The sequence below is a fragment of the Lichenihabitans psoromatis genome (assembly GCF_004323635.1).
Lineage (GTDB): Bacteria > Pseudomonadota > Alphaproteobacteria > Rhizobiales > Beijerinckiaceae > Lichenihabitans > Lichenihabitans psoromatis.
This window is the reverse complement of record NZ_CP036515.1, coordinates 1466669-1492091: the sequence shown is the minus strand read 5'-3', so window position 1 is coordinate 1492091 and position 25423 is coordinate 1466669. Positions and strand designations below refer to the sequence as shown.

29 protein-coding genes are annotated in these 25423 nt (G+C 61.6%); 5 read left to right on the top strand and 24 right to left on the bottom strand.

Annotated elements, in window-relative coordinates; genetic code table 11:
- Positions 1–41: 41 nt before the first annotated feature.
- The gene (locus EY713_RS06945; protein WP_165491051.1) at positions 42–1652 is read left to right on the top strand and encodes an RNA-directed DNA polymerase; all 1611 of its coding nucleotides are present in this window, start codon (positions 42–44) and stop codon (positions 1650–1652) included.
- 149 nt (positions 1653–1801) lie between these two features.
- Positions 1802–2344, top strand: a complete 543-nt coding sequence (locus EY713_RS06940) for a hypothetical protein (RefSeq protein WP_131114170.1) — start codon at positions 1802–1804, stop codon at positions 2342–2344.
- Between the two features lie 260 nt (positions 2345–2604).
- Here EY713_RS06940 and EY713_RS06935 read toward each other — a convergent pair whose 3' ends face one another.
- From EY713_RS06935 to EY713_RS06860, 16 genes are all read right to left on the bottom strand, one after another.
- On the bottom strand, positions 2605–4137 hold the full coding sequence (locus EY713_RS06935; protein WP_131114169.1) for an acyl-CoA carboxylase subunit beta: 1533 nt from the start codon (positions 4135–4137) through the stop codon (positions 2605–2607).
- A 201-nt stretch (positions 4138–4338) separates the two neighbouring features.
- Positions 4339–5610 (bottom strand): flavodoxin-dependent (E)-4-hydroxy-3-methylbut-2-enyl-diphosphate synthase, encoded by a 1272-nt coding sequence (ispG, locus tag EY713_RS06930; protein ID WP_131114168.1) that lies wholly within the window; start codon positions 5608–5610, stop codon positions 4339–4341.
- Between the two features lie 204 nt (positions 5611–5814).
- Positions 5815–6651, bottom strand: coding sequence for a phosphate ABC transporter permease PstA (pstA, locus tag EY713_RS06925; protein ID WP_131114167.1), 837 nt, complete (start codon positions 6649–6651; stop codon positions 5815–5817).
- Between the two features lie 2 nt (positions 6652–6653).
- A complete protein-coding gene (pstC, locus tag EY713_RS06920) occupies positions 6654–7544 on the bottom strand; it encodes a phosphate ABC transporter permease subunit PstC (RefSeq protein WP_245572982.1) in 891 nt (296 codons plus the stop codon).
- Positions 7545–7760: 216 nt separating this feature from the next.
- A complete protein-coding gene (pstS, locus tag EY713_RS06915) occupies positions 7761–8807 on the bottom strand; it encodes a phosphate ABC transporter substrate-binding protein PstS (RefSeq protein ID WP_131114166.1) in 1047 nt (348 codons plus the stop codon).
- Positions 8808–9024: 217 nt separating this feature from the next.
- Positions 9025–9531 (bottom strand): hypothetical protein, encoded by a 507-nt coding sequence (locus tag EY713_RS06910; RefSeq protein WP_131114165.1) that lies wholly within the window; start codon positions 9529–9531, stop codon positions 9025–9027.
- Positions 9532–9630: 99 nt separating this feature from the next.
- A complete protein-coding gene (locus EY713_RS06905; protein ID WP_131114164.1) occupies positions 9631–10218 on the bottom strand; it encodes a hypothetical protein in 588 nt (195 codons plus the stop codon).
- A 176-nt stretch (positions 10219–10394) separates the two neighbouring features.
- On the bottom strand, positions 10395–10838 hold the full coding sequence (locus EY713_RS06900) for a cupin domain-containing protein (protein ID WP_131119378.1): 444 nt from the start codon (positions 10836–10838) through the stop codon (positions 10395–10397).
- Positions 10839–10882: 44 nt separating this feature from the next.
- On the bottom strand, positions 10883–11653 hold the full coding sequence (gloB, locus tag EY713_RS06895; protein WP_131114163.1) for a hydroxyacylglutathione hydrolase: 771 nt from the start codon (positions 11651–11653) through the stop codon (positions 10883–10885).
- 40 nt (positions 11654–11693) lie between these two features.
- Positions 11694–13001, bottom strand: a complete 1308-nt coding sequence (locus tag EY713_RS06890) for an HlyC/CorC family transporter (RefSeq protein ID WP_131114162.1) — start codon at positions 12999–13001, stop codon at positions 11694–11696.
- Positions 13002–13003: 2 nt separating this feature from the next.
- Positions 13004–14116 (bottom strand): 3-dehydroquinate synthase, encoded by a 1113-nt coding sequence (gene aroB / locus EY713_RS06885; RefSeq protein WP_245572919.1) that lies wholly within the window; start codon positions 14114–14116, stop codon positions 13004–13006.
- A gap of 78 nt (positions 14117–14194) precedes the next feature.
- Positions 14195–14788, bottom strand: a complete 594-nt coding sequence (locus tag EY713_RS06880; protein WP_131114160.1) for a shikimate kinase — start codon at positions 14786–14788, stop codon at positions 14195–14197.
- Between the two features lie 176 nt (positions 14789–14964).
- Positions 14965–15294 carry a thioredoxin gene (trxA, locus tag EY713_RS06875; RefSeq protein WP_131114159.1) on the bottom strand — a complete coding sequence of 110 codons (330 nt, stop codon included), beginning with the start codon at positions 15292–15294 and terminating at the stop codon, positions 14965–14967.
- Between the two features lie 69 nt (positions 15295–15363).
- A complete protein-coding gene (gene folK, locus EY713_RS06870; RefSeq protein ID WP_131114158.1) occupies positions 15364–15879 on the bottom strand; it encodes a 2-amino-4-hydroxy-6-hydroxymethyldihydropteridine diphosphokinase in 516 nt (171 codons plus the stop codon).
- On the bottom strand, positions 15876–16724 hold the full coding sequence (gene folP, locus EY713_RS06865) for a dihydropteroate synthase (protein ID WP_210215316.1): 849 nt from the start codon (positions 16722–16724) through the stop codon (positions 15876–15878). The genes folK and folP overlap by 4 nt, the downstream gene beginning before the upstream one ends.
- 255 nt (positions 16725–16979) lie before the next feature.
- Positions 16980–17987 (bottom strand): ABC transporter transmembrane domain-containing protein, encoded by a 1008-nt coding sequence (locus tag EY713_RS06860; protein WP_131114157.1) that lies wholly within the window; start codon positions 17985–17987, stop codon positions 16980–16982.
- A 282-nt stretch (positions 17988–18269) separates the two neighbouring features.
- Between EY713_RS06860 and EY713_RS06855 the strand changes: the two genes are divergently transcribed.
- On the top strand, positions 18270–18596 hold the full coding sequence (locus EY713_RS06855; RefSeq protein WP_131114156.1) for a hypothetical protein: 327 nt from the start codon (positions 18270–18272) through the stop codon (positions 18594–18596).
- Between the two features lie 76 nt (positions 18597–18672).
- Here the strand turns inward: EY713_RS06855 and EY713_RS06850 are convergent, their stop codons facing one another.
- The 4 genes from EY713_RS06850 to ftsE form a co-directional block, all read right to left on the bottom strand.
- Complete coding sequence (locus EY713_RS06850) at positions 18673–19449, bottom strand: lysophospholipid acyltransferase family protein (protein ID WP_131114155.1); 777 nt, start codon at positions 19447–19449, stop codon at positions 18673–18675.
- Positions 19450–19480: 31 nt separating this feature from the next.
- On the bottom strand, positions 19481–20203 hold the full coding sequence (locus EY713_RS06845) for a YdcF family protein (RefSeq protein ID WP_131114154.1): 723 nt from the start codon (positions 20201–20203) through the stop codon (positions 19481–19483).
- A gap of 64 nt (positions 20204–20267) precedes the next feature.
- On the bottom strand, positions 20268–21251 hold the full coding sequence (locus EY713_RS06840) for a cell division protein FtsX (protein ID WP_245504322.1): 984 nt from the start codon (positions 21249–21251) through the stop codon (positions 20268–20270).
- A 10-nt stretch (positions 21252–21261) separates the two neighbouring features.
- Positions 21262–21924, bottom strand: a complete 663-nt coding sequence (ftsE, locus tag EY713_RS06835; RefSeq protein WP_131114153.1) for a cell division ATP-binding protein FtsE — start codon at positions 21922–21924, stop codon at positions 21262–21264.
- Between the two features lie 226 nt (positions 21925–22150).
- Between ftsE and EY713_RS06830 the strand changes: the two genes are divergently transcribed.
- The gene (locus EY713_RS06830; protein ID WP_131114152.1) at positions 22151–22678 is read left to right on the top strand and encodes a zinc-ribbon domain-containing protein; all 528 of its coding nucleotides are present in this window, start codon (positions 22151–22153) and stop codon (positions 22676–22678) included.
- A gap of 98 nt (positions 22679–22776) precedes the next feature.
- A complete protein-coding gene (gene hpt / locus EY713_RS06825; protein WP_131114151.1) occupies positions 22777–23307 on the top strand; it encodes a hypoxanthine phosphoribosyltransferase in 531 nt (176 codons plus the stop codon).
- Here hpt and EY713_RS06820 read toward each other — a convergent pair.
- From EY713_RS06820 to EY713_RS06805, 4 genes are read right to left on the bottom strand one after another with little or no spacing between them, the layout of a single operon-like run.
- A complete protein-coding gene (locus tag EY713_RS06820; RefSeq protein ID WP_131114150.1) occupies positions 23304–23801 on the bottom strand; it encodes a TspO/MBR family protein in 498 nt (165 codons plus the stop codon). The genes hpt and EY713_RS06820 overlap by 4 nt on opposite strands.
- 39 nt (positions 23802–23840) lie before the next feature.
- On the bottom strand, positions 23841–24440 hold the full coding sequence (locus tag EY713_RS06815) for a DsbE family thiol:disulfide interchange protein (RefSeq protein ID WP_131114149.1): 600 nt from the start codon (positions 24438–24440) through the stop codon (positions 23841–23843).
- Positions 24437–24601, bottom strand: a complete 165-nt coding sequence (gene ccmD / locus EY713_RS06810) for a heme exporter protein CcmD (RefSeq protein ID WP_170314070.1) — start codon at positions 24599–24601, stop codon at positions 24437–24439. Before ccmD ends, EY713_RS06815 begins: the two co-directional genes overlap by 4 nt.
- The gene (locus tag EY713_RS06805; RefSeq protein ID WP_131114148.1) at positions 24601–25374 is read right to left on the bottom strand and encodes a heme ABC transporter permease; all 774 of its coding nucleotides are present in this window, start codon (positions 25372–25374) and stop codon (positions 24601–24603) included. Before EY713_RS06805 ends, ccmD begins: the two co-directional genes overlap by 1 nt.
- Positions 25375–25423 lie beyond the last annotated feature (49 nt).

Here is a 25423-nt window from a genome sequence, read left to right as displayed (position 1 = left end):
AACCTGCTCCTGCTAGCGATACCGGCCTGGGAGGAAGGCTGGTGGAGCAATTTTACCGTAGGGCAATCAAAAACATCGTGCGACACGGTGATACGGATATCTTCCCATTTCCAATTGAAAATCACGTGTTCCACGACCTCCCTGAAAAAACGGTCGAAATACTCACAAAACTCGATGCAGATGTTGTCGTGAGCCTCGGCGAATTTCCGCCAACAAACGTAAGCGCGCTAGCGCCTGTGGGTTACACCGGCTTTAGATGGGCGCTCCAAATCGACCCGATTTGGAACATCGCTTATCTGAGTTGGGTTTTGTCGATCGCTGATCAGATTGAAGCCGCTCGGCTCGCACTGGATCGCCAAAAGATATTTTCATATCGATATAGCTGGAATGAAGAGCAAGCAACGTGTTTCAATAGGGACATCACATGGCGATCTTTTATTGATTGCGCCGTCCAAAAAGCAGCTTCTAGCAACTTTGTCGTAAGCTGCGATATTTCCGAGTTCTATCCTAGAATAAATCACCATAGGATCGAGAATGCAATTCAACACCTTCCGGACGCCGCTTACGCCGGCAAACGAATAAAGGCATTCCTATCCAACCTTTCAGGGACATATTCGTTTGGTATACCCGTCGGTGGACCTGCGTCTCGCTTAATAGCTGAACTTGTTTTATCTCAGATCGATAGTTTACTCCTTACAAATAACGTAGATTTTCTACGATACGCGGATGACTATTATATTTTCGCAAATAGCCCTGATGAGTGCTTTAAGTCGCTAGTGACTTTAACAAGGCTATTGTTTGACAATCAAGGTCTTCAGCTGCAAAAATCTAAAACCAGAATCATGTCATCGACCGAATTTATCGCGAGTAATCCACTCGTGCATGATGAAGAAGCAGTGGGGGGTGTTGGCACCCCCCTCGGCATCTCTCGCCAAGCGATTATGGCAATTAATCTGCATTATGATCCATATTCACCAAATGCCTCTGAAGACTACGAGGAGCTCCGCCAGGAAATTCATCGCTATCCTGTTATCGAGCTAATTCGGGCTGAGATAAAGAAATCACGAGTTGATGTCGCACTGTCCCGCAGGCTGGTGTCTTTATCAAAACATTTAGAGGGAGCGATACTAGAAGATGCGATTCTAACTTTAGTGATGAACCACGATATTTTATATCCGGTTTACCATAACGTACTTATCACGGCGAAAGAGGTTTTCGACAGACTGAGCGATCAAGTCCAAGTCGAAATTACCGCATACATCAGAAAACTAATCGATGATCAATCACGCGTCATGGTCGTCGAACTAAATCTGCAATATGCAGTTCGCGTTCTCGCTTTGAGAAATGAAGAGGATAGCCGACTACTTCTAGGAAAATTGTTTCGCTTAGACCGTAACGTAGGCATCAAACGAGACATAATTCTGGCCCTTGCAAGATGGAGCGATTGGCACTGGCTCTCTGACTTAAAGACTCGCTTTAGGCAGTTAAGTGCCGTCGAAAGGCGAGGGTTTATGATCGCCAGTTTTGAACTTGGTGATGAAGGAGACCACTGGCGAAAGCACGTACGCCGAGAGCTCTCACCGATGGAAGAACTTACGCGCCATTGGGCTAACGATAAGCATCAATCAAAAACATGGAACATTCCTCTATGATTTCAGAACTTAGATTCGTGAAATCGTATAATTCAATGTGGCGTAGCCTTGCCCCTACAATGGAACTTTTTGTCAAGAAGGTAAATCTAGATCTTTATACTAGGAATTGGACTCATCTCAGATCAGATTCCGAGCCAGGGGCAAGGTCATTGATCAATCGTGTTGCCTATCGCTCGCTTGTCGACGCAGTCGAAGTCTTCCAATCCTACGCTTCAAGAGCCTCGTTTGTCGCAGATAGGGACAACGTTGCAGCAGCAGAGGCCAATTTGACGGGGTTACGTTTTTTATCTATCGCAGACTTGGACGAGGCATCTGCGCTTGCGACACGTATGTGCTCACACCTGTTCTATAAGAGGCAGGATCGCGTCATCCTCGCACCTCGATACGACGGCTGTGGAATTATTAACACCTGCTTCGGCGATGCGATAAGTGATCTTGAGCACGTAATTGAATTGAAGGACGGGGATCGACCATTCCGGTCTCATGAATTTCGTCAAATTACGATTTATAGTGCGCTTCACTTGAATAAAACCGGACGTATGCCTCCCTCTATATCTGTTATCAATTCCCGAAGAGGCGTAAGCATAGATATGCCGATTGGCGAATTTGCTGGAGAAGTAGCAGGTCAATCAAGCTATGATTATCTGCGAGAGGTCATACGAGTGATATCTGATGACACAATTTCGCAGTGATTGACCTTAGTTAGTAAATCAAATTGGCGTTTATTGTGATTTCCAAATTCGCCTTCAGTGCTACGCAGTATAAATAAGTTTTATTATTTTACTTAAATCGTTAATTAGATCGCTAGTAAATTTTAAACTAGTAAAAATGACATCCGGCGGCAGTTTGCGCGTGGTCTAACAATACTGCACGAAGCGGCTAAAGGCTCGAAGTTCGCGGTCAACCAGGCGGCGTTCCTGTCTGCGCCTGAAGCGCAGTCTATCACCTACCCTCACAACGGGATATTGTCGTGCTTCTTGGCCGGGATCTCGGCCTTCTTGTGCCGCAGCATGGCCAGCGCGCGGGCGATACGGGGGCGGGTCGAACGGGGGCTGATGACCTCGTCGATATAGCCGCGCTCGGCCGCCACGAAGGGTGACAGAAACCGCTCCTCATATTCGGCCGTGCGGGCCGCGATCTTGTCGGCATCGCCGAGATCGGCCCGGAAGATGATCTCGACCGCGCCCTTGGCGCCCATCACGGCGATCTGCGCCGTCGGCCAGGCATAGTTCACATCGCCGCCGATGTGTTTGGACGCCATCACATCATAGGCGCCGCCGAAGGCTTTGCGCGTGATGATGGTGACGAGCGGCACGGTCGCCTGCGCATAGGCGAACAGCAGCTTGGCCCCATGTTTGATGAGGCCGCCATATTCCTGCGCGGTGCCGGGCAGGAAGCCGGGCACGTCCACGAACGTGACGATCGGGATCTCGAAGGCGTCGCAGAAGCGCACGAAGCGGGCCGCCTTGCGCGAGGCGTCGCTATCCAGCACCCCGGCCAGCACCAGCGGCTGGTTCGCCACGATGCCGACCGTGCGGCCTTCGACGCGGGCGAAGCCGATCACCACATTGGCGGCGAATTTGGCCTGGATCTCGAAGAAGTCGCCCTCGTCCACCGTCTTGGCGATGAGTTCGTGGACGTCATAGGGCTTGTTGGGGTTTTCCGGCACCAGGGTTTCGAGCGAGGCATCCTCCCGCTCGGGATCGTCGAAGGTCGCCACCTCGGGCACGCCGTCGCGGTTGTTGGCGGGCAGGAAATCGAGAAACCGGCGCACCTGCAGCAGCGCCTCGACATCATTGTCCCACGCGCCGTCCGACACCGACGAGCGGGTCGTGTGGATCGAGGCGCCGCCGAGCTGTTCGGCCGTGACGGTTTCGTTGGTGACGGTTTTGACCACGTCCGGCCCGGTCACGAACATGTAGCTCGTGTCGCGCACCATGAAGATAAAGTCGGTCATGGCCGGAGAATAGACGTCGCCACCCGCGCAAGGGCCCATGATGACCGAGATTTGTGGGATGACGCCGGACGCGACGACGTTGCGGCGGAACACCTCGCCATAGCCGCCGAGCGCCGCGACGCCCTCCTGGATGCGCGCGCCGCCCGCATCGAACAGGCCGATGATGGGGGCGCGCATCCGCAGCGCCATATCCTGCACCTTGTTGATTTTCGCCGCATGGGTCTCGCTAAGCGAGCCGCCGAAGACGGTGAAATCCTTCGAGAAGACGAAGACGGTGCGGCCGTTGATCGTACCCCAGCCGGTCACGACGCCATCGCCGGGAAACTTCGTGTCGGCCATGCCGAAATCGGTCGAGCGATGTTCGACAAACATGCCGAATTCCTCGAACGAGCCGCGATCGAGCAGCAGGTCGATCCGCTCGCGCGCCGTCAACTTGCCGCGCGCATGCTGGGCCGCGACGCGCTTCTCCCCGCCCCCCGCATGAGCGGAGGCGCGGCGGCTTTCGAGTTGTTCGACGACGGTTCTCAACGCTGCGGCCGATCACACACGAGGCTTGAGCGACGGGGTCGCGCCACCTTGCCGAAATCCACCATCGCGCGCCATCTCCCTGCCGTCGGAGAGCCCGCAGGCGCGCGGCAACGCGCGGCCGACGGACCTCACGCCGCTACCCTAGACGCAAATCACTGGGGCGCGAAGACGTTCCCGGCGTCGTCCCGGCGCGGCAGGGCCTTATTCGGCGGCGTTCTGCGTCTGCACGCCGAAGCGGCGCACGATATAGTCGTCGACGAGCTGCTTGAACTCGCCCGCGATATTCGGGCCGCGCAACGTCATGGCCTTTTGGCCGTCGATGAAGACAGGCGCGGTCGGGGTTTCGCCGGTGCCGGGGAGCGAAATGCCGATATCGGCATGTTTCGACTCGCCGGGTCCGTTGACGATGCAGCCCATGACCGCGACGTTGAGGGTTTCGACGCCGGGGAACTTGGTTTTCCAGTTCGGCATCTCGGTATGGATGTAATTCTGGATGTCGCGCGCCAGCTCCTGGAACACCGTGGAGGTGGTGCGGCCGCAGCCGGGGCAAGCGGCGACGAGCGGCACGAAGGTGCGGAACCCCATGGTCTGCAGGATTTCCTGCGCGACCTTGACCTCGATGGTGCGGTCGCCGTTCGGCTCCGGCGTCAGCGACACGCGGATGGTGTCGCCGATGCCGTCCTGCAGCAGCACGCCGAGGGCGGCCGAGGAGCAGACGATGCCTTTCGAGCCCATGCCGGCCTCGGTCAGGCCGAGATGGATGGCGTAGTTGCAGCGCGACGCCAGGGTGCGATAGACCGCGATGAGATCCTGCACGGCCGACACTTTGGCCGACAGGATGATCTTGTCGCGCGGGAGGCCGATCTCCTCGGCGCGTTCGGCCGAATAGAGGGCCGAGCGGACCAGCGCCTCACGCGTGACCGCGCGGGCATCGACGGGCGCCGACGAGCGGGCATTCTCGTCCATCAGCGTGGTCAGCAGATCCTGATCGAGCGAACCCCAGTTGGCGCCGATGCGGACCGCCTTGCCGTATTTGATCGCCATTTCGACAATGGCCGAGAACTGCCGGTCCTTCTTGTCCTTGAAGCCGACATTGCCCGGATTGATGCGATATTTGTCGAGCGCCTCGGCGCAGGCCGGATGATCGGCCAGCAGCTTATGGCCGATATAGTGGAAGTCCCCCACCAGCGGGACGCTGACATTCATGGCCGCGAGCTTGTCGCGGATATGCGGCACAGCGGCGGCGGCCTCGTCCCGATCGACCGTGATGCGAACGAGTTCCGACCCGGCGCGCGCCAGTGCCGCGACCTGCCGCACCGTGCCCTCGATGTCGGCCGTATCCGTATTGGTCATCGATTGGACCACGACAGGCGCACCGCCGCCGACCGTCACATTGCCGACCCGCACCGCAACGGTTTGCTTGCGGGCCAAGGGCCCCACCCTATCGTCGGCGATTACGCCTGCGTCGATCATGGCTTTGCCTGCTCCGGTTTCAACGTTGACCCATGTCCTAGACTTTGACCCATGTCTTGTTGGAGAAAAGCGGCGGGGTCAAGGAAATGAGGCTGCCACGGCCTCGGCCGACGGGCGCGAGGCGCGCCCAAAACGCAAAACCGCGCCATGCCGGACGTCCGTGTGGGACATCGGGCCTGACGCGGGATAGAGGCGGGATAATGCTTATCGGACGGTCTTGCCGGCCAGCCAGCGCGCGCCGATCGACAGGGTCAGCACCGCAAAGGTGATCAGCAAAGCGCCGGTCCAGGCCAGTTGCTGCCAATCCTGATAGGGGCTGAGCGCGAACTGGAAGATGACGACCGGAAGGCTGGCCATCGGGGCGTTGAGGTCGCTGCTCCAGAACTGATTGTTGAGCGAGGTGAACAGCAGCGGGGCCGTTTCGCCGCTGACGCGGGCGATGGCGAGCAGCACGCCGGTGATCAAGCCGGCGCGAGCGGCTTTGTAGCACACCCGCCGAATGACGTGCGAGCGCGGCATGCCGAGCGCGGAGGCCGCCTCCCGCAGCGGCGTCGGCACCAGATTCAGCATGTCCTCGGTGGTGCGGACCACGACCGGCACCACGATGACGGCGAGCGCCACGATGCCGGCGATGGCCGAGAAATGTCCCATGCGGACGACCAACAATTCGTAGATGAACAGGCCGATGACGATCGAGGGCGCGCTCAGCAGGATGTCGTTGATGAAGCGGATCACCATGGCGAGCTTCGAGAAGCGGCCATATTCGGCCATATAGGTGCCGGCCAGCATGCCGAGCGGTGTTCCGATGGCGACGCCGATGATGGTCATGACCAGCGAACCTGCGATGGCGTTGAGCAAGCCACCCTCGTTGCCGGGCGGCGGCGTCATTTCGGTGAAGACCGCCAGGTTGAGGCCTGCGACACCGCGCCAAACGAGCGTGCCGAGGATCAGGGCCAGGAAGCCCAGACCGAAGATCGCGGCCGCGAAACACAGCGTCATAGCGATGGAGTTGGAGCGACGACGTCCTGCGTAAAGGCTCATGGTCAGACCCCCTTCTTGCTTTCGATCCGCATCAGCATCAGGCGCGCGAAGGCGAGCACCACGAAGGTGATGACGAACAGGATGAGACCGAGGGCGATGAGCGACGAGGTGTAGAGGTCGCCGACCGCTTCCGTGAATTCATTGGCGATCGTGGCCGAGATGGTGGTGCCGGGCGCCAGGATCGATGCGGAGATGCGGTGCGCGTTGCCGATCACGAAGGTGACCGCCATGGTTTCGCCCAAGGCGCGGCCGAGCCCCAGCATAACGCCGCCGATGACGCCGACCCGTGTATAGGGGATCACAACGTTCCAGACGACCTCCCAGGTCGTACTGCCGACGCCGTAGGCCGCCTCTTTCAAGACGGGCGGAACGGTTTCGAACACGTCGCGCGAGATCGAGGTGATGAAGGGCAGCACCATGATGGCGAGCACGAAGCCGGCCGTAAACGTGCCGATGCCGTAGGGCGGGCCGGCGAAGACCGATGACAGGCCCGGGATATTTGCAAAGGTGCCGATCAAAGCCGGCTCGATATATTGCTGCAGGAAGGGCGCCAGAACAAACAGGCCCCAGATGCCGTAGATGATCGACGGAATGCCGGCCAGAAGCTCGATCGCGATGCCGAGAGGGCGACGCAGCACGGGCGGGCAAAGCTCAGTCAGGAAGATCGCGACGCCGATGCCGATCGGCACGGCGATCACCATGGCGATGATCGAGGTCGTGATGGTGCCGGAGATCGAGGCGAGGGCGCCGAATTTGTCAGTGACCGGGTTCCAGGTCTCGGTCGTGATGAAGTCGAAGCCGAACGCCTTGAAGGCGGGGATCGAGCCGCTGACCAGCGAGGCGATGACGCCACCGAGGATGATCAGCACCGCGATCGCGGCGATTTGAGTCATATATTTGAAAACGACGTCGCCGGTCTTGAGCGAGGCCAGAGCCTGGGCCCGTCGTCCTACGCTCGATTGAGCGGGACTTGCCCGATCCATTGTCACATCGGCCACTGATCTTCTCCGCGACAGCCTCGGCCCGAGCACACGGCTCTTTGGCCCGGCGTCGATGCCACGTCTTAAAAAAGAGGGAGGCGTTCAGCCTCCCTCCGTCCGAACGGCGCCTTACTTGGCGGCGTAGATCGGCTTGCCTTGAGCGTCGACGATGTCGGCAGTCCAGGTCTTCTTGATGAGCGTGACGACCGAAGCCGGCATCGGGATGTAGTCCAGCTCTTCGGCCATCTTGGTGCCCTTCTCGAAGGACCAATCGAAGAACTTCAGAGCTTCGCCGACAGCAGCCGTGTCGGAGGGCTTCTTGTGGATCAGCATGAAGGTCGACGCCGTGATCGGCCAAGACGTCGCGCCGGGCTCGTTCGTCAGGATCTGGTAGAAACCGGGAGCATGAGCCCAGTCGGCATTGGCAGCAGCGGCCTGGAAGCTTTCCGAGGTCGGCGACACGGTCTTGCCATCGGCATTGATCATGTTCGCGTAGGTCATCTTGTTCTGCTTGGAATAGGCGTATTCGACGTAGCCGATTGCGCCCTTGGTCTGGCCGACGCCAGCTGCGACGCCCTCGTTACCCTTCGAACCGAGACCGACCGGCCACTGAACCGAAGCGTTCTCGCCGACGGTCGACTTCCAGTCAGGCGAAACCTTGGAAAGATAGTTGGTGTAGTTGAAGGTCGTGCCCGACCCGTCCGAACGATGCACGACGGCGATCGCTTGGCTGGGCAGCTTGACCTTGGGGTTCAGCTTGACGATGGCGGCATCGTCCCACTTGGTGATTTTGCCGAGGTAGATCTGTGCGAGCACCGGGCCATCGAGAACCAGTTCGCCCGGCTTGACGCCGTCGAGATTCACGACGGGAACGATGCCGCCCATGATCTGCGGCCACTGAGCCAGACCGTTAGCATCGAGATCCTTGACGGTCAGCGGAGCGTCGGTGGCGCCGAACGTGACCGTGTTGGCCTCGATCTGCTTGATGCCGCCGCCGGAACCGATCGACTGATAGTTCAGGCTGTTGCCGGTTTCCTTGCGGTAGGCGTCGGCCCACTTGGCAAGGATCGGGTAAGCGAACGTGGAGCCCGCGCCCGTGATGCTGGCCGCGTTCGCGCTGCCCATCGAGACTGCTGCGGTAATCACGGCCGCACAGAGCAATTTATCGAGTTTCATTCGTCGCCTCTCATGTCGTCAGACCGCTAAGCGCCACGGCGATGCCAAAAGGCAGGCACACACGCCGGACACGCGGTCACGACGGCTTCTAGTCGGTCTCTGAGATGGGTTTACGACGGAGATATGACAGTTGGGCGACAATGACGGCAACGACCCCATGCGAAATGTTTGATTCCGAACGATCAGGCGGTTTGTGCAACTCGGCTTGACGCGCGGTTCAGGTCCGATCGCCGAGGCCAGACATGGCTGCGGTGAGAGGTGCGGTCCAGCCCGGAACCTTCACGGCTAGGAGGATCAACGGCTGGTCCGCGACGGGTGCGACTGCGGCGGGTGCGGCGGGTGCGTCGGCCAATCCGGTCAAGCCAGGCTGGAAATGGTCGGCTCCGAACCCCGTACGATCGAGCGTGATCGAGCGATCGGCCTGCGGCACGGAACGGCCGTCACGATCCTCGACGAGGGTTTTGACGGCAATCCGTCCCGACGCGATGCCGGTGAGGAGCAGCTTGACCCGAGCGCCATCCGGTCGGCTGAGCCCGAACGTGACGACGCATCCGCTATCGATCGGGCAAGGGACGCGCGTCTCGCGCGTCACATTCCAGTCTTGATCCATCTGGGCGACATAGACCTCGGTTCCATCCGACGGTTCTGCGACCGGCACGACGGAGGAGGCTCCGCTCCACCCAGACAGGATGAGCGATGCGGCGAAAACCGGAATGAACTGCATGGGGGCCAAGTCTCCAAAGGCGCTGAGCACCATCGGACACGTTAGCGAGAATTAATCAATAAGATATTAACCGTCCCATGCGTGTTCGGAAGAATCGTCCTATTTGACGCCTTCGGCATCCTTCGTCGGCAGGCTGCTCATGCCGATCCGCCATTCCGCCGGCGCCAAAAGCACGCGATGGCGCTTGTCGGCCTCGAACGGCAAAGAGGGACGGTTGAGATCGATATATTTTCCGATCTGCCCCACGTAATCTCCGGCCTGCTTCCAAATGCCGATATTGTAAAACGCCGAGTAATCGGGCGAGTTAGCGTCGATCGAGGCCCAGCTGATCCACGGATATTTGTCTTTGCTTTCAGGCGTGGTCATGAATTCGGCGACGAGGCCCGTCCGATCGGACACGACGGATTTTTTCGCCCAATAGTCTAGAAACTCCTGCTCGTGGCCTTTCTTGATTTTCCATTCCACCACGATGATGCGTGCTTGATCGAACGCATTTGCGGTTGCGGCAGGGGCAGGCGAGGCAAGGGCAGGCGAGGCAGGCGCGGGGGTCGCGACCGACGCTGGCGGTGTCGCCGCAGGTGTGCCGGCCACCTCGGCCCATGCGAGGCTGGGCATGATGGCGAGCGAAACGGCAGCCAAAACGGGAAAGAGGCATCGACGATCAAGTAGTTGTACAGTGATACGCACGGATTAACTCCATCTCGACAGCACTGCGCCCGTTAATTATCTCGAACGTAAGTGCAGAAGAACGCTTGGTAGACGAAGCATCCAAACACGAAGGCGCTCGAGAGACGAGCGTTAAGGTAAATAAAACGTTAAGATTGAAAGTCTTGGTTAACGCGCGTCTTGCGCCGTCAGACAGACTAGGGCCGGGAGTAGGGGCGCGGTGTCGGGCGCCAATCGTCGGGGGCGAGTTCGAAGGCCTCGAAGCGAAAGCCGGGCGCGACCGTGCAGCCGACCAGCGTCCACGATCCGAGGCTGACGGCGGTCTGCCAGGTTCCGGCTGGCACCACGATCTGGGGCGTGTGCCCGAGATCGAGAGCGGGGCCAAGATGCTGGGCCGCCGCGTCGTGACCATTGTGCGACAGGGTCAGAACCAGCGGTGCTCCGGCGTGATAATGCCAGATTTCAGTGGAGTCGATGCGGTGCCAGGCCGAAACCTCCCCAATGTCGAGGAGAAACAGAATAGCGGTCGAGATCGACCGCCTGTTCTGATCGACACGCGGATCGCGAAAGGTCTCGCGATAATGGCCACCTTCGGGATGGGGCAGCAAGCCGAGCAGACGGATGACCTCGCGGGCCTTCATGGCCCCGGTTGGGCCGCCGCCGGACGAGAAGGCGCTCATCGCGATCAGGCCTTGTTCTTGCGTTCCCGCAAGTCCGCGAAGACGGCGGCCGGGTCGGCACCGGCCATGCCAACCGCTGTCTGCACGTCGGGATTGTCGGCGCGCAGGAACGGGTTGGTGGCGAGTTCGATCGCGAGGGTGGTCGGCAACGTCGGCTTGCCCTCCGCCCGAAGAGCCTCGACTTGGGCGGCACGCTCTTTCAGAACGACGTTGGTCGGATCGACCGTGAGAGCGAACCGCGCATTCGAGACCGTATATTCGTGGCCGGCATAAATGTTGGTTTCGAGCGGCAGATGCGTCAGCTTCATCAGCGAATCATACATCGTGTCGAGCGGGGTCTCGAGCACCCGGCCGCAACCGAGCGCGAACAGTGTGTCGCCGGCAAATAATGTGTCCTGCGCCTCGAACCAATAAACGATGTGGCCCGCCGTGTGGCCGGGCGTTTCGATCACCTTCGCGGCTAGTTCGCCGACTCTGACGGTATCGAGTTCGTTCACGGTCAGGTCGACGCCGCCGATCTTGGCTGCTTCCTTGGCGGGCGCGACGACGCGGACGTCGGGAAACCGTGCCTTAAGGCCCCGAATGCCTTGCACGTGGTCGGCGTGGTGATGGGTCACCAAGATATCGGTGAGGGTCCAGCCCTGGGCATCGAGGGCCGCAAGGACCGCCTCGGCGTCGGGGGCATCGATACTCGCCGTCGCGCCGGTCGCGGAGTCATGAACCAGCACCCCATAATTGTCGACGAGGCAGGGGAATTGGACAAAATGAGCGGTCATGGGCGGCCTCAAGAGTGGCGTCTATGGCGAGACGTGCCGTTCAGCCGGCATCGTCCTCGGGAATCATGGGCGAAACGCGCAACTGCGCGAGAAGATTGCGGGTCTTCCGCAGCACTTCAAACCGAAAACCGTGGAATTTAAAGATCTGCCCGGTTTCGGGAATGGCTTGAGCCTCGTGGATCACAAGGCCCGCGATGGTGGTGGCCTCGTCGTCGGGCAGGCTCCAATTCATGACGCGGTTCAGGTCGCGGATTGGCACGGACCCTTCCACGATCACGCCGCCGTCAGGCTGCAGACGCACGCCCTGGGCCGCAACGTCGTGCTCGTCGATGATATCGCCGACAATCTCCTCGAGAATATCTTCGAGCGTCACGAGACCCATGACTTCTCCGTATTCGTCGACCACCAGCGCAAAATGCAGCTTGCGCTTCAGGAACGCCTGCAATTGGTCGCGCAAGGTTGTCGTCGCCGGCACGAACCAAGTCTCGAAAGCGAGGTCCTCGATGGTCAAGCTGGCGGCATCGCCATGCGCCTCGTTCAGGGCCCGCAACAACTCCTTGGCGTGCAACACCCCAACGATATCGTCGGGTTGGCCGCGCCACAGCGGCAGGCGCGTATGGGGAGACGCCAGCGCCTCACGCACGATCTCCTGCGGCGGCAGATCCGCGTTGATGGTCCGCATCTTGGTCCGGTGGATCATCACGTCTTCGACCGTCAGATTGCCGAGATCGAGCAAACCGCCGAACATGTCGCGGTCGCCGCGCTCGACACCGCCCTCCCGGTGCAGGAGATCGACGGTGCTCTTCAATTCGTCATGGCCCGACAGAATAGAGCGCCCCTCGCTAAGCGAGACGCCGAATACCATGAGGATGCCTTGGACGATTACCTCGACGCCCTTCAGCAACGGCCCGAAGACCGCCACGATCACCGATGCGGCCGGCCCGAAGAAAAAGGAGACGCGCTCGGGATGATTGATCGCGATCGTCTTCGGCATGACTTCGGCGAAGACCAACAGCAGGAACGTCATGATGCCGGTCGCGTAGAGCACGCCCCGATCGCCGAACACGCCCACCAGAACACTGGTCATCAGCGCGGATGAGCCGATGTTGGCGATATTGTTGCCCAGCAGCATGGCGCCGATCAGACGGGCGCGGCTTTCCAAGAGGCGCGTCACCGTGGCGACGCGTTTCGCACCCATCACCTTTTCCATGGCATGGATCCGGGCGCGGGATGTCGCGGTCAGGGCTGTCTCGGCGCTCGAAAAGCAAGCCGACAGCACGATGCAGATGACCACGATACCGATGTCGAGCCAAAAATCGCTGACGCCGACGGCTGGCAACGGATCCACGGTCAGTTTCTCCCCATTTCATCGGTCAAGAAGGATCGCACATCGGCGGCATCGACCCCTTTGGCGATGTAGCTGCGCCCGATCCCATGGGCGAGAATAAACGTCAGGCTGCCCCGTTGGACTTTCTTGTCCTGCCCGATCGCATCCAGCATCGCATCCGGCGATGCGTTGAAACCGGGCACGTCCCTGATTTCAGTCGGCAGGCCGGCGGCTTGGAAGTGCCGCGCCACGCGGTCGGCATCCTGGCCCGTCCCGACGCCGAGCCGGGTCGAGAAGCGGAATGCGAGGCAAATGCCGAGAGCCACGCCTTCGCCATGCACCAGCCGCGCGCCGTCATACCCTGTCAGTCGCTCAAACGCATGGCCGAATGTGTGGCCGAGATTGAGGAGAGCCCGATCGCCCTGCTCGGTTTCGTCGCGCGCCACGATGGCGGCCTTCGACCGGCAGGCTTGTGCGATCGCCTCGATCCGCTCGGGGCCGCCGGCCACGATCGCAGCTCGGTTGCGCTCCAGCCATTCGAAGAAAGCCGCGTCGTCGATCAGGCCATATTTGGCAAGTTCGGCATAGCCGGCCGTCAACTCGCGGCGCGGCAGCGTGTCGAGCGCCCCAACATCGGCCAAAACGAGAGTTGGCTGATGGAAGGCACCGACGAGATTCTTGCCGACCGGAGAGTTGATGGCGGTCTTGCCACCAACGGATGAATCCACCTGCGCCAGCAAGCTGGTCGGGATCTGCACGACCCGCATCCCGCGCTTCAGGCTCGCGGCCGCAAAGCCTGCGAGATCGCCGACGACCCCGCCGCCCAGCGCCACGACGAAGTCGCCACGTTCAAAGCGACCTGAGAGGATTGCGTCACAGACGGTGGCAAAGCCTGCGTAGGATTTCGAGCTCTCGCCCGGTTCGATCATGATCGAAGCATGTCGGATGCGGGCGGCATCAAGGCTTGCGGTCAGTGGGCCAAGATGGTGCCGTGCCACATTCGTGTCGGTCACGATCGCGCATGCGGACTTGGGATCGAGGCGGCGGATGTGAGCACCCGCCTGCGCAATCAGGCCGGGCCCGATGACGATATCGTAGGAGCGGGGTCCGAGGTCGACCCGGATCGTGACGCCCAACCCCTCCGAGGTGGGAGAGGTTGGGTCGTTTGACGTCGATGATGATGCAAAAGGCATTGTGTGACGCGAGGGTCGCTTTCAGAGGGCGGACGAGCGCCGCTCGATGGCCGCGAAGATGTCTTCGACGACGGCATCGTGTGGCCCATCCCGGGAAATGACGGTCATATCGGCTTGGGCATAGATGGGGTAGCGCTCGTCGATCAGGCGGCGCATCGTCCCTTCGGGATCGGCCGTCTGCAGGAGGGGCCGATTTTGCCGCTTCCGAACCCGCCGCATCAAAATATCAAACTCGGCCTTCAACCAGATCGATACGGTGCCGCTCATCAGCGCCGATCGGGTCGGCGGATGGATAAATGCCCCGCCGCCGGTCGCGACGACGCGCTGCCCCTCCGACACCAATCGCCCGACGATTTTGCATTCCCGGTCACGAAAATACGGCTCGCCGTGACGCTCGAAGATTTCAGGAATGTTCATCCGGGCGGCAGCTTCGATCTCGTGATCAGAATCGACGAAGTCGAGGCCAAGCCGAGCGGCGAGACGGCGGCCCACCACAGTCTTGCCCGCGCCCATCATGCCGACCAGGACGATCGATTTCGAGCCAAGGGCATCGACGATGGCGGCCTCACGACGCCCGCGTGTCAGCGGCTCGCAAGCAAGCTTCACCCCGTCCATGATGCCGGCATCTCTCATATGGCTATGGTAGCACGCCGGTTCATGTTGCCAAACCAGCCAGGGTGGATCGGCTTCGAAATTCAAAGACCTCCACCGACAACGGTCCATAAGATCAAAGCCCGGCGTGGTCGCCGGGCTTCTGGTCGATCTTCAGGTCGGAACCGGGTGGTTCGGCGTTAGATTGCCGAATTGATCCAGCGGACGAGTTCGCCCTTCGGCGCTGCGCCGATCTTCTTCGACGCCAGCTTTCCGTCCTTGAACAACATCAGGGTCGGAATCGACTGGACGCCGAGCTGCACGGTCACGTCAGGGTTCTCGTCGATGTTGAACTTGACGACCTTGACCTTGCCCTGCATCTCCTTGGCGATCTCCTCGAGCGAGGGACCGATCATCCGGCACGGACCGCACCATTCCGCCCAGAAATCGACAACGACCGGCTCGGAGGATTGCAGCACATCATGTTCGAAGCTTGCATCGGTGGTTTTGGTGGTGACGGAGTCGGCCATAATAAACCTTTCAGGTGGACCGGAACTGCCGGCCGCGTGAGTTTGAGGTAGGAATGAGGCAATGTGTCGTCAAGCCGGATCGCGATATGGTCCGTCCGGCGCGAGCGTAACGACCCCCTGGTCCCCCAAACGCGCAATGGCATCAACCAGCGCGACGCCGCCGATCCGTCTGTCGGGGCGGATCGCGGCCAGCGGCACGAGGACGAATGCGCGATTGAGAAGCTCCCGATGCGGGACAATCAGCTCGGGTGTCGCGATCTCGACCTCTCCATAATAGAGGATATCGATATCGATGACACGCGGTCCCCACCGCAGGGTCGAGGTGCGGCCGATGTCAACTTCGAGAGCCTTGACGCGCTGGAGCAGCTTTGCCGGCGTAAGGGTCGTCGTGCCAACCGCACAGGCATTCACGAACCAGTCTTGATCGACATAGCCCCAGGGTGCCGTCCGATAGAGCGGCGACAGCTCGAGATCGTGAATCAAGCCGCTTGACATCAGGCGGGCCGCAGCCTCGGCGATGAAGCCAGCCTTGTCGCCGACGTTGCTGCCAAATCCCAAGGCGACCTCGACTGCGGTGTCGATCATGACGGGTCCGATCGAGCGGGCGGCCAAGCGGCGGCCTCGCTTGGCGGACAGATAGCGGCGAAGACCGCGAGCGCGGCCACATGTTCGGCAACGTCATGGACCCGAAAGATGGAGGCGCCAAGGCTGCAGGCCGCCAAATTGGCCGCAATCGTCTCGGTGAGCCGCCCAGCGACCGGGGCCTTGGTCAGGCGCCCGAGAAAGCTCTTGCGCGACAAGCCAACCAGGATCGGATAGCCGAGGGCTCGCAATTGCGGGATAGCGGCGAGCGCTTGCAGTTGCTGGGCAGGCGTCTTGCCGAAACCGATGCCGGGATCGAGGATCGTCTTGGCGGGCGAGATTCCGGCCCAGGCAGCAACCGCGAGCGAGGTCTCAAAGAAGCGGCGCATGTCATCGACGATGTCAATCGCGCCATCCTTGCTGGCACGATTGTGCATGATCACGACGGTTGCGCCAAATTCCGCGACCGTGCCGGCCATCGCCGGGTCGCCCTGCAACCCCCAAATATCGTTGACGATGCTTGCGCCGCGCACCAGAGCTTGACGGGCCACAACCGCCTTGCTGGTGTCGATCGAGATCGGGATGTCGATCAACCCGGCCAAGGCGTCGAGAACCGGCACAACCCGCGACGTTTCCTCCTCGGACGACACCGGAATGAACCCCGGACGGGTGGATTCGCCACCGATATCGATGATCCCGGCGCCATCGGCCACAAGCTTTTGAGCATGCTCGACGGCGTCCTCGACCGGCACGAAGCGACCGCCGTCGGAAAAACTATCCGGCGTCACGTTGACGATCCCCATCACGACGGATTTGTCGCGGTTGGCGCCCCCCCACGCGTCGATCATCGGCGTGTCTCCACCCCGGCCTGCGCCGTGCCGCATCCGCGCGAGGTGATTAGAAATATGCAAATTTCACGCCGCTGCAAAGACGGCTCGATCGTGTTGATGACCGGATCAGCGATCCAGGCGGGCAGATCAAAGGGACTCATGGACATGTTCCGACGATATTCATGAAACAGCCCTCTTCCCGCGATCCTCCACGACGTGTTCACCTTGCGACGGAACCGTCGCGACTCACCCGCCCGGCGACCCTTTTCGAGCTCAATCCTCAGCCGCGACGGCGCCCGATCCGCTGACGCGACCCTCGACGGTTTTGACCATCAGGTCATACCGCGCACGCGTCACCATCATGGTCTGGAACCAGGTCGCCAGATCGTCCCAAGGATCCTTGACGGTATGGAGCCCGGAGATGAACGCCACCACGGTCCCAACCTCAGTCTTGCCGATCACGACGAACCAACCGCCAACACCGAGTATCACGGCTATGCCGAGCTGATGGCATAGATTCATGAGGAAATTCATCGAATACTTCAGCTTATAAACACCCATGTTGAGCTCGAAAACGCGCTCGAACCGGCCCTCCTGCTTGTCGGTGCTTCCTGCCGTCCCGTTCTCGCTGAGCACGCCCGCACTGGCCTCACGCAAGGTCGCGATTCGGGCTTGTGCCCGCCGGTTGATGGCACGCTGAATGAGCGGAACGAACACCACCTGCGGACCGTAGACGCCCAAAAGCACCAGGGCGATCACGGGTTGCAGGTAGACGAGGTAACTGACGACGCTGACCATGATGCCGGCCTGCAGCAAAGGCTCCGACAGGCTCTCGCCGACGAAGGCGCCGATCGGCTCGCTCTCGGCCACGATCATCGAGATCTGCGTTCCCTCTCGGGTCGACGCATCGGTCTCGTTGCCTGCAGCGGGGTCGACGCCATCGTTGATGTAGGAGCGCAGCACCCGCACGCCATGTTCGGACACCCAGCTGCGGTAGATGTTCGACAGCAGCTTGGTCAGACCCTGGGCCAGGACAAGTCCCGCATAGGTCAGAGCCAGCATGATGATCGAGCGCATGCCGCTCTCTTTGATGGCGTGGTTGATCATTCGGCGCTGCACCTCGATCGGTGCGGTGTCGAGAAGCGCCACGCTGATCGACAGCAGGCAGAGCCAAACCTGATCGCCGGCGCTCAATCGCCAGGCGAGGCCGAACAGCGCCTTGGGCAACGGTTTTCCGTCGAGGGGTGTCCCATGGCGCTTCCGCCGCCAGGGCGTCGGCATCAGGCTGAAACGATATGGCGACGACGTCTGGGGCGTCTCGTGGCCCAACCGGTCCGAAAAGGCGGACGCCGCGTCCTGGGTGATCGACCTACTCCCTCGTTACTTTGTCGTGTTGACGCCACTATCGGGCCGGATGGGCCGGGCCGCAATCCCGCGCGACGACAACCAATCGCGCCCCAAAGCGTTATTCATGGGCCGTGCGAAAGGCCTCATTTGAAGGCGTTCAGCCGCAATTCATGGCGCGTCCCGTAGCCTGCGATTATGGGGCGCTTCGAGGAGACGATGATGTTCAAATTATCGAAAGGTGCTGTTTTAGCGACGCTTGCGCTTGGCGGTCTGGCGGCCCAGACCATCGGCGCATCTGCGATGCCGATGGTGGATCTCAATCCTGCCGCGGTCGCGCATTCCGGCGAGGTGTCCGGCGTGCAGGAGACCCGTTGGGTGTGCGGACCCTACCGCTGCTTCTGGCGGCCCAACTACGGCTATTATGGCCCGCGCCCGGTTTATGGTCCGCGCCCGTTTTACGGCCATCCTTATGGATGGCATCGGCCCTGGGGTTATGGCGGCTACCATCACTATGGCTGGCATCGGCGCTGGCATCGCTGGTAAGCGACACGGATAATAGGCACGGCCGTCCAAGGATGGCCGTGCCGGCCAAAGGGTTTCAGACCCGCCGCCTCTCGCCTCAAGCCGGATCGACAGCCCGGACCGGCGCACGATAGAGCCCCTCGGCTAAGCCTGGATCCTTCTCGATTGCCTCAGCCATCAGACGGTTGGTCGCGGTCTCGATGCGATCCTCCAGCGTGCGAAGAAAAGCCGAGACGGATAGACCCGGCTCGATGACCGGCAGAATCTCCACCACGATCGTGCCGGGTCGTCGCAAGAAGCTGCGACGCGGCCAGAACAAGCCGGAGTCGAGTGCCACCGGGAGACATGGCACTTTGAGGTCGTTGTAGACGTAAGCGGCACCGAATTTATAGTCCGGCGGCGCACCGGGCGCTTTCCGCGTTCCCTCCGGAAAGATGAACAACTGCCGATTTTCGCCGATGATGTCACGCGCTTTGCGGGCCACCTGGGACAGTGCGGCCCTCCCCTTCGATCGATCGATGGCGATCTGGCGCCCGCAGGCGATGTACCAGCCGAACAGCGGCAACCACGTGAGTTCGCGCTTCAACACATAGGTGAAGTCCTTGAACACCGTGATGAGCGCGAAGACCTCCCAGACAGACTGATGTTTCGGGGCGATGATGCACCCCCCTTCCGGGATATGCTCCAGTCCCCGGAATTCGACCTTAGTGCCGCAGATGACGCGCAGCAGCCACAAGGAGGCATGACCCCAGATGCGGGCCGCCGCCTTCACTTTATCCGGACCGAACAGGATGGTGGGGAGCAGCACCAGCATGATGAGCACGAGCGCGATGTAAAACGCGACGTTGAAGACGAGAGAGCGCAGGATCAGCATGATGGCTTGTCCCAAATCGACGGCCAAAAGGCTAGAGCGCGTTCGCCTTTCTGGTTTCCGCGCCGACCAGCGTCCGGGACGGCGAGGTCGCGCGAGGGCCGGCCTCCCCTGCATCAGCAAAATGGAGCCTCGCTAGAGCCAAGACATATTTGAGGTATTCGGCCAGAACGAGCCTGAACCGTTGGCCGTTCACCCACCAATCCCCGGCCTTGGCGCGTTCGGTCACGACCGGAAAGGCAAGAAGCTCGACGCCCGGCACGACATGACCGATTTCGGCTAGGGCACGCGGCATGTGATAGTTGGACGTCACAACGATCAAGGATCGAATGTTGTGGGTTCGCACCCAGCGCCGGGTCTCGAGCGCATTGCCGACCGTGTTCTCCGCCGCATAACCGAGTTCGACGCAGCAATCGAAGAGCCGACGCGTTTCAGGGGCCAGCCGCGCGATGGCGGGGCCGGATGTATTTGGGTTGACGCCGCTGATCAGGAGGCGATCGGCATTGCCGTTCGCCAGTAATTCCAGTGCCTCGGTGATACGATCGGCCCCGCCCGTCAGCGCCACGACGCCCTCGGCGTGGTGGATTGGCTCGGGCTCACTGCGGTCGAGCGTCTGCACGAACAAGAAAAAGCCGGCTACGAGACCGCCTGTCGCACAAAGGCAAAGCAACAGGATCAGCCGGCTCAGCATGCGCAGCAGCGAGGGTCGCGAGTGGCGTCGGCTCACGCGAGCGGGACTGTCGCGTTCGGCCGTCACGGTCGCATCGTCCTCTGGGTTGCGCTCCGTCGAAGAGGCGACATGGTGACGTCGGATGCCGGGTTCACTCAAGTGCCTGCAAGTGGCGGAACACGATGGTGCGGGACGTGATTCCGGTCGCGAATGCAATGCCGACCGCGATCGCCAGGATCGCGAGATAGCCCTTCAGCCCGAGCGTGAAGGAGCCGAACAGGGCTTCGAGCTGGTCACCGCCGGGCGTCGCCACCATCCAGCTCTGAACGAGACCCGCCGCCACGAACATCAGGCAGGCGAGGCCGCCACCGATAAGGCCGCCCTTGAGGCCCAGCCGGAGAAAATGCTTCTGAAACTCGCGCGCAATGAAGCGATCCTCGGCGCCGACGAAATGCAGCACGCCGACAATCTCCTGATTGCCCGACATGGCGCCGCGCGTCGCGAAGGCGACCGCCAGACCCATGGCGGCCAGCACCAACAAAAAGATCAAGACCGCCACGACCACGACCGTGTTGGCCATGGTGGCGAGACGCGCCAGCCAGAGGTGATGATCGTCGAGGCTCACGCCCGACACGGCATCGGTCAAGGCCTTGCGGAAGGCCGCGAGATCGGCGCCACCCTCGTCACGCAACCGGATGACGATGAGGCGCGGAATCGGCAACTCCGCCATGTCGAGGCCTTGCCCGAGCCAGGGTTCGAGCAGACGCTCCGCTTCCGTCTTGTCGAAGACGGTCGCATCCGCGACGCCCGGCGTCGCACGCGCGATCGCGGCCGCCTTGGCGACTTCGGCATCGATGTCATGCCCCGCCATCGGGCGGACCTGGATCGTCATCTCTCGCGAGACCGACTGGCTCCAGTCCCGCGACGCCCCGGCGATCAGAATGGCGCTGCCGGCCGTCAGCGAACCGAGGAATGTCATGATGGCGATGACGGTGACGAGCGCCCGACCCGCGATCGAGCTGATCGGCACCAGCGGCATGTCCTTGCGAAGCGCGAGTTCGCCCGGCGTCGAGCGACCCGGTGTTTGCGCGGCACCCGGAGCATCGTCGCGAGAGGGTCGTTTCACCAAAGCCATGCTGGCTTCCTCATTCGTAAACATGCAGGCGACGGTCGCCGAGGACCAGTCGGCGCGCCGCCTCGAACTGGTCCATCAAGGCGAGATCATGCGTCGCGATCACAACCGAAGTGCCCGACTTATGCAGCTCCATGAACAGCCGCAGCAGCCGCCGCGCCAGAGACGGATCCACATTCCCGGTCGGTTCGTCGGCAAGCAGCAGCTCCGGCCGCATGATGAGGGCGCGCGCGATGGCGGCACGCTGCTTCTCGCCGCCCGAGAGGATCTGCGGCAGCACGTGCATGCGCTCGCCAAGACCGACCCAACGCAGCAATTCGACCACTTCGGACCGATACGTCGCTTCCTCGCGTCCTTTGACCCGAAGCGGCAAGGCGACATTCTCGTAGGTCGTGAGATGCTCCAGCAACCTGAAGTCCTGGAACACCACACCGATCTTGCGGCGCAACCCGGTGATTTCATCTTTGGCCAGCGAGGCGGCGTCGCGCCCGAAGACCGTGATGAGGCCGCGCGTCGGTTTGAGCGAGAGCAGGATCAGGCGCAGCAGGGTCGTCTTGCCGGCTCCCGATGGGCCGGTGAGAAATTGGAAGGAATGCGGCTCGATCGAAAAGGTGAGATCTTTGAGGATCTCTGAGCCCATTCCGTACCGCAAACCGACATTTTCAAAACGCACCATGCTCGATCCTTGAACACCCGGAAACGATCAGTCGCCCCATGAACCCTAGCCCGCATCCCAATTTTGGACGACCGCTCGGGCGTCGTCGCATTCGGCCCGGACATCTCTCATTAGCCCGCCACGGATTAAATCCGCCTTAACCATAAGCGGCCTCAATGGCGACATCGGCGCGCGGCGCATCGATTCTTTTCAAGGCCGCAGCCAACTTTCAGCATTCGGACGCCCCATGCGGATCATCTGCCCAACCTGCGCCATCCATTACGATATCGATGCAGACAATATGACGGCAGCGGGACAACTCGTGCGGTGCGGCGATTGCCGTGACGTGTGGCTGGTGCGGCCTGGCGACGAGCCCGCTCGGCCGGCGCGGCCGGAACCGCAGAGTGCCGTCGGTGAGCCGACGAGTTCCGATCCGTTCGTTCAATGCGGCTGGATTCCCGCGACGCCGCAACCGGCCACACAGGGCAACGAAAGGGCTGATCGGCCGATCGACTTCAACGCGGCGCGGGCGCGGCTCCGGCCACAGCCTGGCCAAATGTCGACGGGCGCCACAGTCCGGACCACGTTGGGCGCCATCGCGATCGGCCTGTTCGGCATCGGCTCTGTGGTGGCGGCCATCGGTGTGCCGCTGATCCACAAAGGTGCCATCCGGATCTCGTTCGGCACGGCCGCACCGACCCCACACACGCTCATCCCCCGGCTTGGCGCCGACAAGGGTTTCCGTGTCAGCTTCGCCGAGGGCCTCGTCCCCTGAGCGACTCTCGCCTGGCTTAGACCCGCCCTTGGCTCGTCCCCCTTGGCTTGCCAGGCCGGATGGGTTGGCTTCTAAGGGTGGATTGACGGGGGCACGCCATGAACCGACGATCCATCACGGTCTTGTATGACGAGACCGCCATCGCGAATCGCACCGAGGCGATGGCGGACGAGATCGCGGCCGTTGGCGTGCATGATCTCCTGGTCATCGCCGTGCTCAAGGGCTCGTTCATGTTCGCGGCCGACCTGATCCGCGCCATGCACCGCAAGGGGATGGCACCGGAGGTCGAGTTCATCCACCTGTCGAGCTACGCCGATGCGACCGTGTCGTCGGGCCTCGTCAAAGTGGTGAAAGACATCGATGCGCCTGTGTCCGGTCGCGATATTCTGCTGGTGGACGACATTCTCGAATCCGGCCGCACGTTGGCGCATGCCAAGGCCCTGCTGATCGAGCGCGGCGCCGCCCGCGTCTTCACCGGCGTGATGCTGGAGAAACCTGGCAAACGCGCCGTGCCGTTCGAGGCCGATTTCGTCGGCTTTCAATGTCCCGACATTTTCGTGGTCGGCTACGGCATGGATGTCGCGCACCAATATCGGCAACTTCCCTACATCGGCGTCGTCGACAATTAGCCGTTCAGCGTCAGGATCGCGCCGTTCAGCGCCGTCGCAAACGACACCCAGGCGAGATAGGGCACGAAGCAAAACCCCGCGATCCGATCCAGCCTGAAGAACAACACCATCGTGACCGCAACCGCGACCACGAGGGCCACCACCACGATCAGACCGACGCGTGGGTTGTGGCCGGCGAAGAAAGCCCAGGACCAGGCGGCGTTGAGCGTGATCTGAACCAGGAACGAGATCACGGCCGCGCTGCGCCCCCGCGTCGCGGGCGGCAACCGCAGGATGCGGAAAAACGCGACCGCCATCAAAATGTAGAGCAGCGTCCAAGCCGGGCCGAACAACCAGTTGGGTGGGTTGAACGCGGGCTTGGTCAGCGTCTCGTACCACGGCAAATTCGGGAAGGTCGCGAGATTACCGAGCAGAAATGCGGTGACGACGGGCGCGATGGCTGCGAGCGACGTCGAGATCGTGCCGGGACCGGATCGTGAGGGAATCGAGGACAAAGCGCACCATACCTGTTGATCGGGAAACGCCGGGAACGGTCAGCTCGCGGCCTTGCGGATCGCCTCGAGCAGGGCTGGGCGTGTCGCGTCCGTCAAGCCGCCGACGAGCTTATAGGCGATCGTACCGTCACCCTTGATCACGAATGTCTCGGGCACGCCATAGACGCCGAAATCGATGCCGGTTCGGCCGGACGGGTCGGTCCCGACGCGTGCGAACGGATTGCCCTTTTGGCCGAGGTAGCGGCGGGCGTTCTCAGGATCTTCCTTGTAGACAATGCCGGCCATGGTGACACCGGCGAGCGCGGGGTCGCGCGACAGCGCCATCAGGGCGTCGTGCTCGTCGTGACATTCGGCGCACCACGAGGCGAAGACATTCACGAGCGTCACATGACCCTGACGAAGATCGGCATCCGTCAAGCCGCCGGGGCCGCGCGTTTCGAGCCCTGGCAACGGCGCCAGCGCGAAGACGGGCGCGGGACGCCCGATCAGGGCCGAGGGAATACGGGACGGATCGCCCGCGCCGAGCCGCACCATGAACAGGCCCGCCAGGGCCACGAAGGCGACCAGCGGAAGCATGACGAGAAAGCGCCGCCGCGGTCGCTCGATGTCAGATGACCCGGAAAGCGGCGTCTCGGTCATGCGTCGAGGTCCTTGCCGGCGGGGCGGCCGAGCCGCGCCAGGGCGCGCAACTGGGCGCGATAATCGAGCAGCACGGCCGCGAGGGTGCCGCTCAGCACGAGGCCGGTGATCACGAAGGCCGCGACGATGAAACCGACGTGCATGTCGACCGGCTGATCCATCACGGCGACACCCTTGCGGGCCGCATACGAGCGACGCTCGGCTTCGCCCCCGCAGCGACCAGCATGGTGAGCCGTCGCACGCGGCGTCGCAGCACCTCGTTGCGGGTCGCCATCAGATGCAGGGTCGCGAACAGCGCCGTATAGCCCACCGCCATGACGAGGAGCGGCCACAGCATCGAGGCCGCGATCGTCGGACCGCCCATGCGGAACACCGAGGCCGGCTGGTGCAAGGTGTTCCACCAGTCGACCGAGAATTTGACGATTGGAATGTTGATGAAGCCGACCAATGTCATGATCGAAGCGGCGCGCGCCGCACGGCCCGGCTCCTCGATCGTCTGCCATAGGGCGACGAGGCCGAGATAGATCAGCAACAGCACGAGTTCCGACGTCAGTCGCGCATCCCACACCCAATAGGTGCCCCACATCGGCTTGCCCCATAGCGAGCCGGTGACCAGGCAGATGAACGTAAAGGCTGCGCCAAGCGGTGCGGCCGCCTTCTGGGCCGCTTCGGCCAGCGGATGCCGCCAGACCAGCGTCGCCAACGCCGCGGCCGTCATGACCAGATAGGCCAACAGCGACACCCAGGCGGCCGGCACGTGGATATACATGATCCGCACCGTCTCGCCCTGCTGATAGTCGGCGGGTGCGACGAACAGCGCGAGATACAGCCCGACCGCCAGGGCGAGCGCCGCGACGCTCGCGAGCCACGGCAGCAGCCGGCCGGTCAGCCGGAGAAAATTTGTGGGGTTGGCGTAGGTGGTAAGGATCGACACGACCTCAATTTAGGCCAAGCTGCCGCATCCTACCAGCGACGACTTGCGG

Excerpts from the sequence above, each read along its gene's own strand:
- ccmD (WP_170314070.1), bottom strand. The coding sequence starts at position 24,601 with ATGGATCAGCCGGTCGACATGCACGTCGGTTTCATCGTCGCGGCCTTC.
- pstA (WP_131114167.1), bottom strand. The coding sequence starts at position 6,651 with ATGAGCCTTTACGCAGGACGTCGTCGCTCCAACTCCATCGCTATGACG.
- folK (WP_131114158.1), bottom strand. The coding sequence starts at position 15,879 with ATGATCGACACCGCAGTCGAGGTCGCCTTGGGATTTGGCAGCAACGTC.
- pstS (WP_131114166.1), bottom strand. The coding sequence starts at position 8,807 with ATGAAACTCGATAAATTGCTCTGTGCGGCCGTGATTACCGCAGCAGTC.
- EY713_RS06880 (WP_131114160.1), bottom strand. The coding sequence starts at position 14,788 with ATGGACGGGGTGAAGCTTGCTTGCGAGCCGCTGACACGCGGGCGTCGT.
- hpt (WP_131114151.1), top strand. The coding sequence starts at position 22,777 with ATGAACCGACGATCCATCACGGTCTTGTATGACGAGACCGCCATCGCG.
- EY713_RS06860 (WP_131114157.1), bottom strand. The coding sequence starts at position 17,987 with ATGCCGACGCCCTGGCGGCGGAAGCGCCATGGGACACCCCTCGACGGA.
- EY713_RS06850 (WP_131114155.1), bottom strand. The coding sequence starts at position 19,449 with ATGCTGATCCTGCGCTCTCTCGTCTTCAACGTCGCGTTTTACATCGCG.
- EY713_RS06910 (WP_131114165.1), bottom strand. The coding sequence starts at position 9,531 with ATGCAGTTCATTCCGGTTTTCGCCGCATCGCTCATCCTGTCTGGGTGG.
- trxA (WP_131114159.1), bottom strand. The coding sequence starts at position 15,294 with ATGGCCGACTCCGTCACCACCAAAACCACCGATGCAAGCTTCGAACAT.
- EY713_RS06815 (WP_131114149.1), bottom strand. The coding sequence starts at position 24,440 with ATGACCGAGACGCCGCTTTCCGGGTCATCTGACATCGAGCGACCGCGG.
- ftsE (WP_131114153.1), bottom strand. The coding sequence starts at position 21,924 with ATGGTGCGTTTTGAAAATGTCGGTTTGCGGTACGGAATGGGCTCAGAG.
- ispG (WP_131114168.1), bottom strand. The coding sequence starts at position 5,610 with ATGATCGACGCAGGCGTAATCGCCGACGATAGGGTGGGGCCCTTGGCC.
- pstC (WP_245572982.1), bottom strand. The coding sequence starts at position 7,544 with ATGACTCAAATCGCCGCGATCGCGGTGCTGATCATCCTCGGTGGCGTC.
- EY713_RS06830 (WP_131114152.1), top strand. The coding sequence starts at position 22,151 with ATGCGGATCATCTGCCCAACCTGCGCCATCCATTACGATATCGATGCA.
- EY713_RS06840 (WP_245504322.1), bottom strand. The coding sequence starts at position 21,251 with ATGGCTTTGGTGAAACGACCCTCTCGCGACGATGCTCCGGGTGCCGCG.
- folP (WP_210215316.1), bottom strand. The coding sequence starts at position 16,724 with ATGATCGACGCGTGGGGGGGCGCCAACCGCGACAAATCCGTCGTGATG.
- EY713_RS06855 (WP_131114156.1), top strand. The coding sequence starts at position 18,270 with ATGATGTTCAAATTATCGAAAGGTGCTGTTTTAGCGACGCTTGCGCTT.
- gloB (WP_131114163.1), bottom strand. The coding sequence starts at position 11,653 with ATGACCGCTCATTTTGTCCAATTCCCCTGCCTCGTCGACAATTATGGG.
- EY713_RS06900 (WP_131119378.1), bottom strand. The coding sequence starts at position 10,838 with ATGAAGGCCCGCGAGGTCATCCGTCTGCTCGGCTTGCTGCCCCATCCC.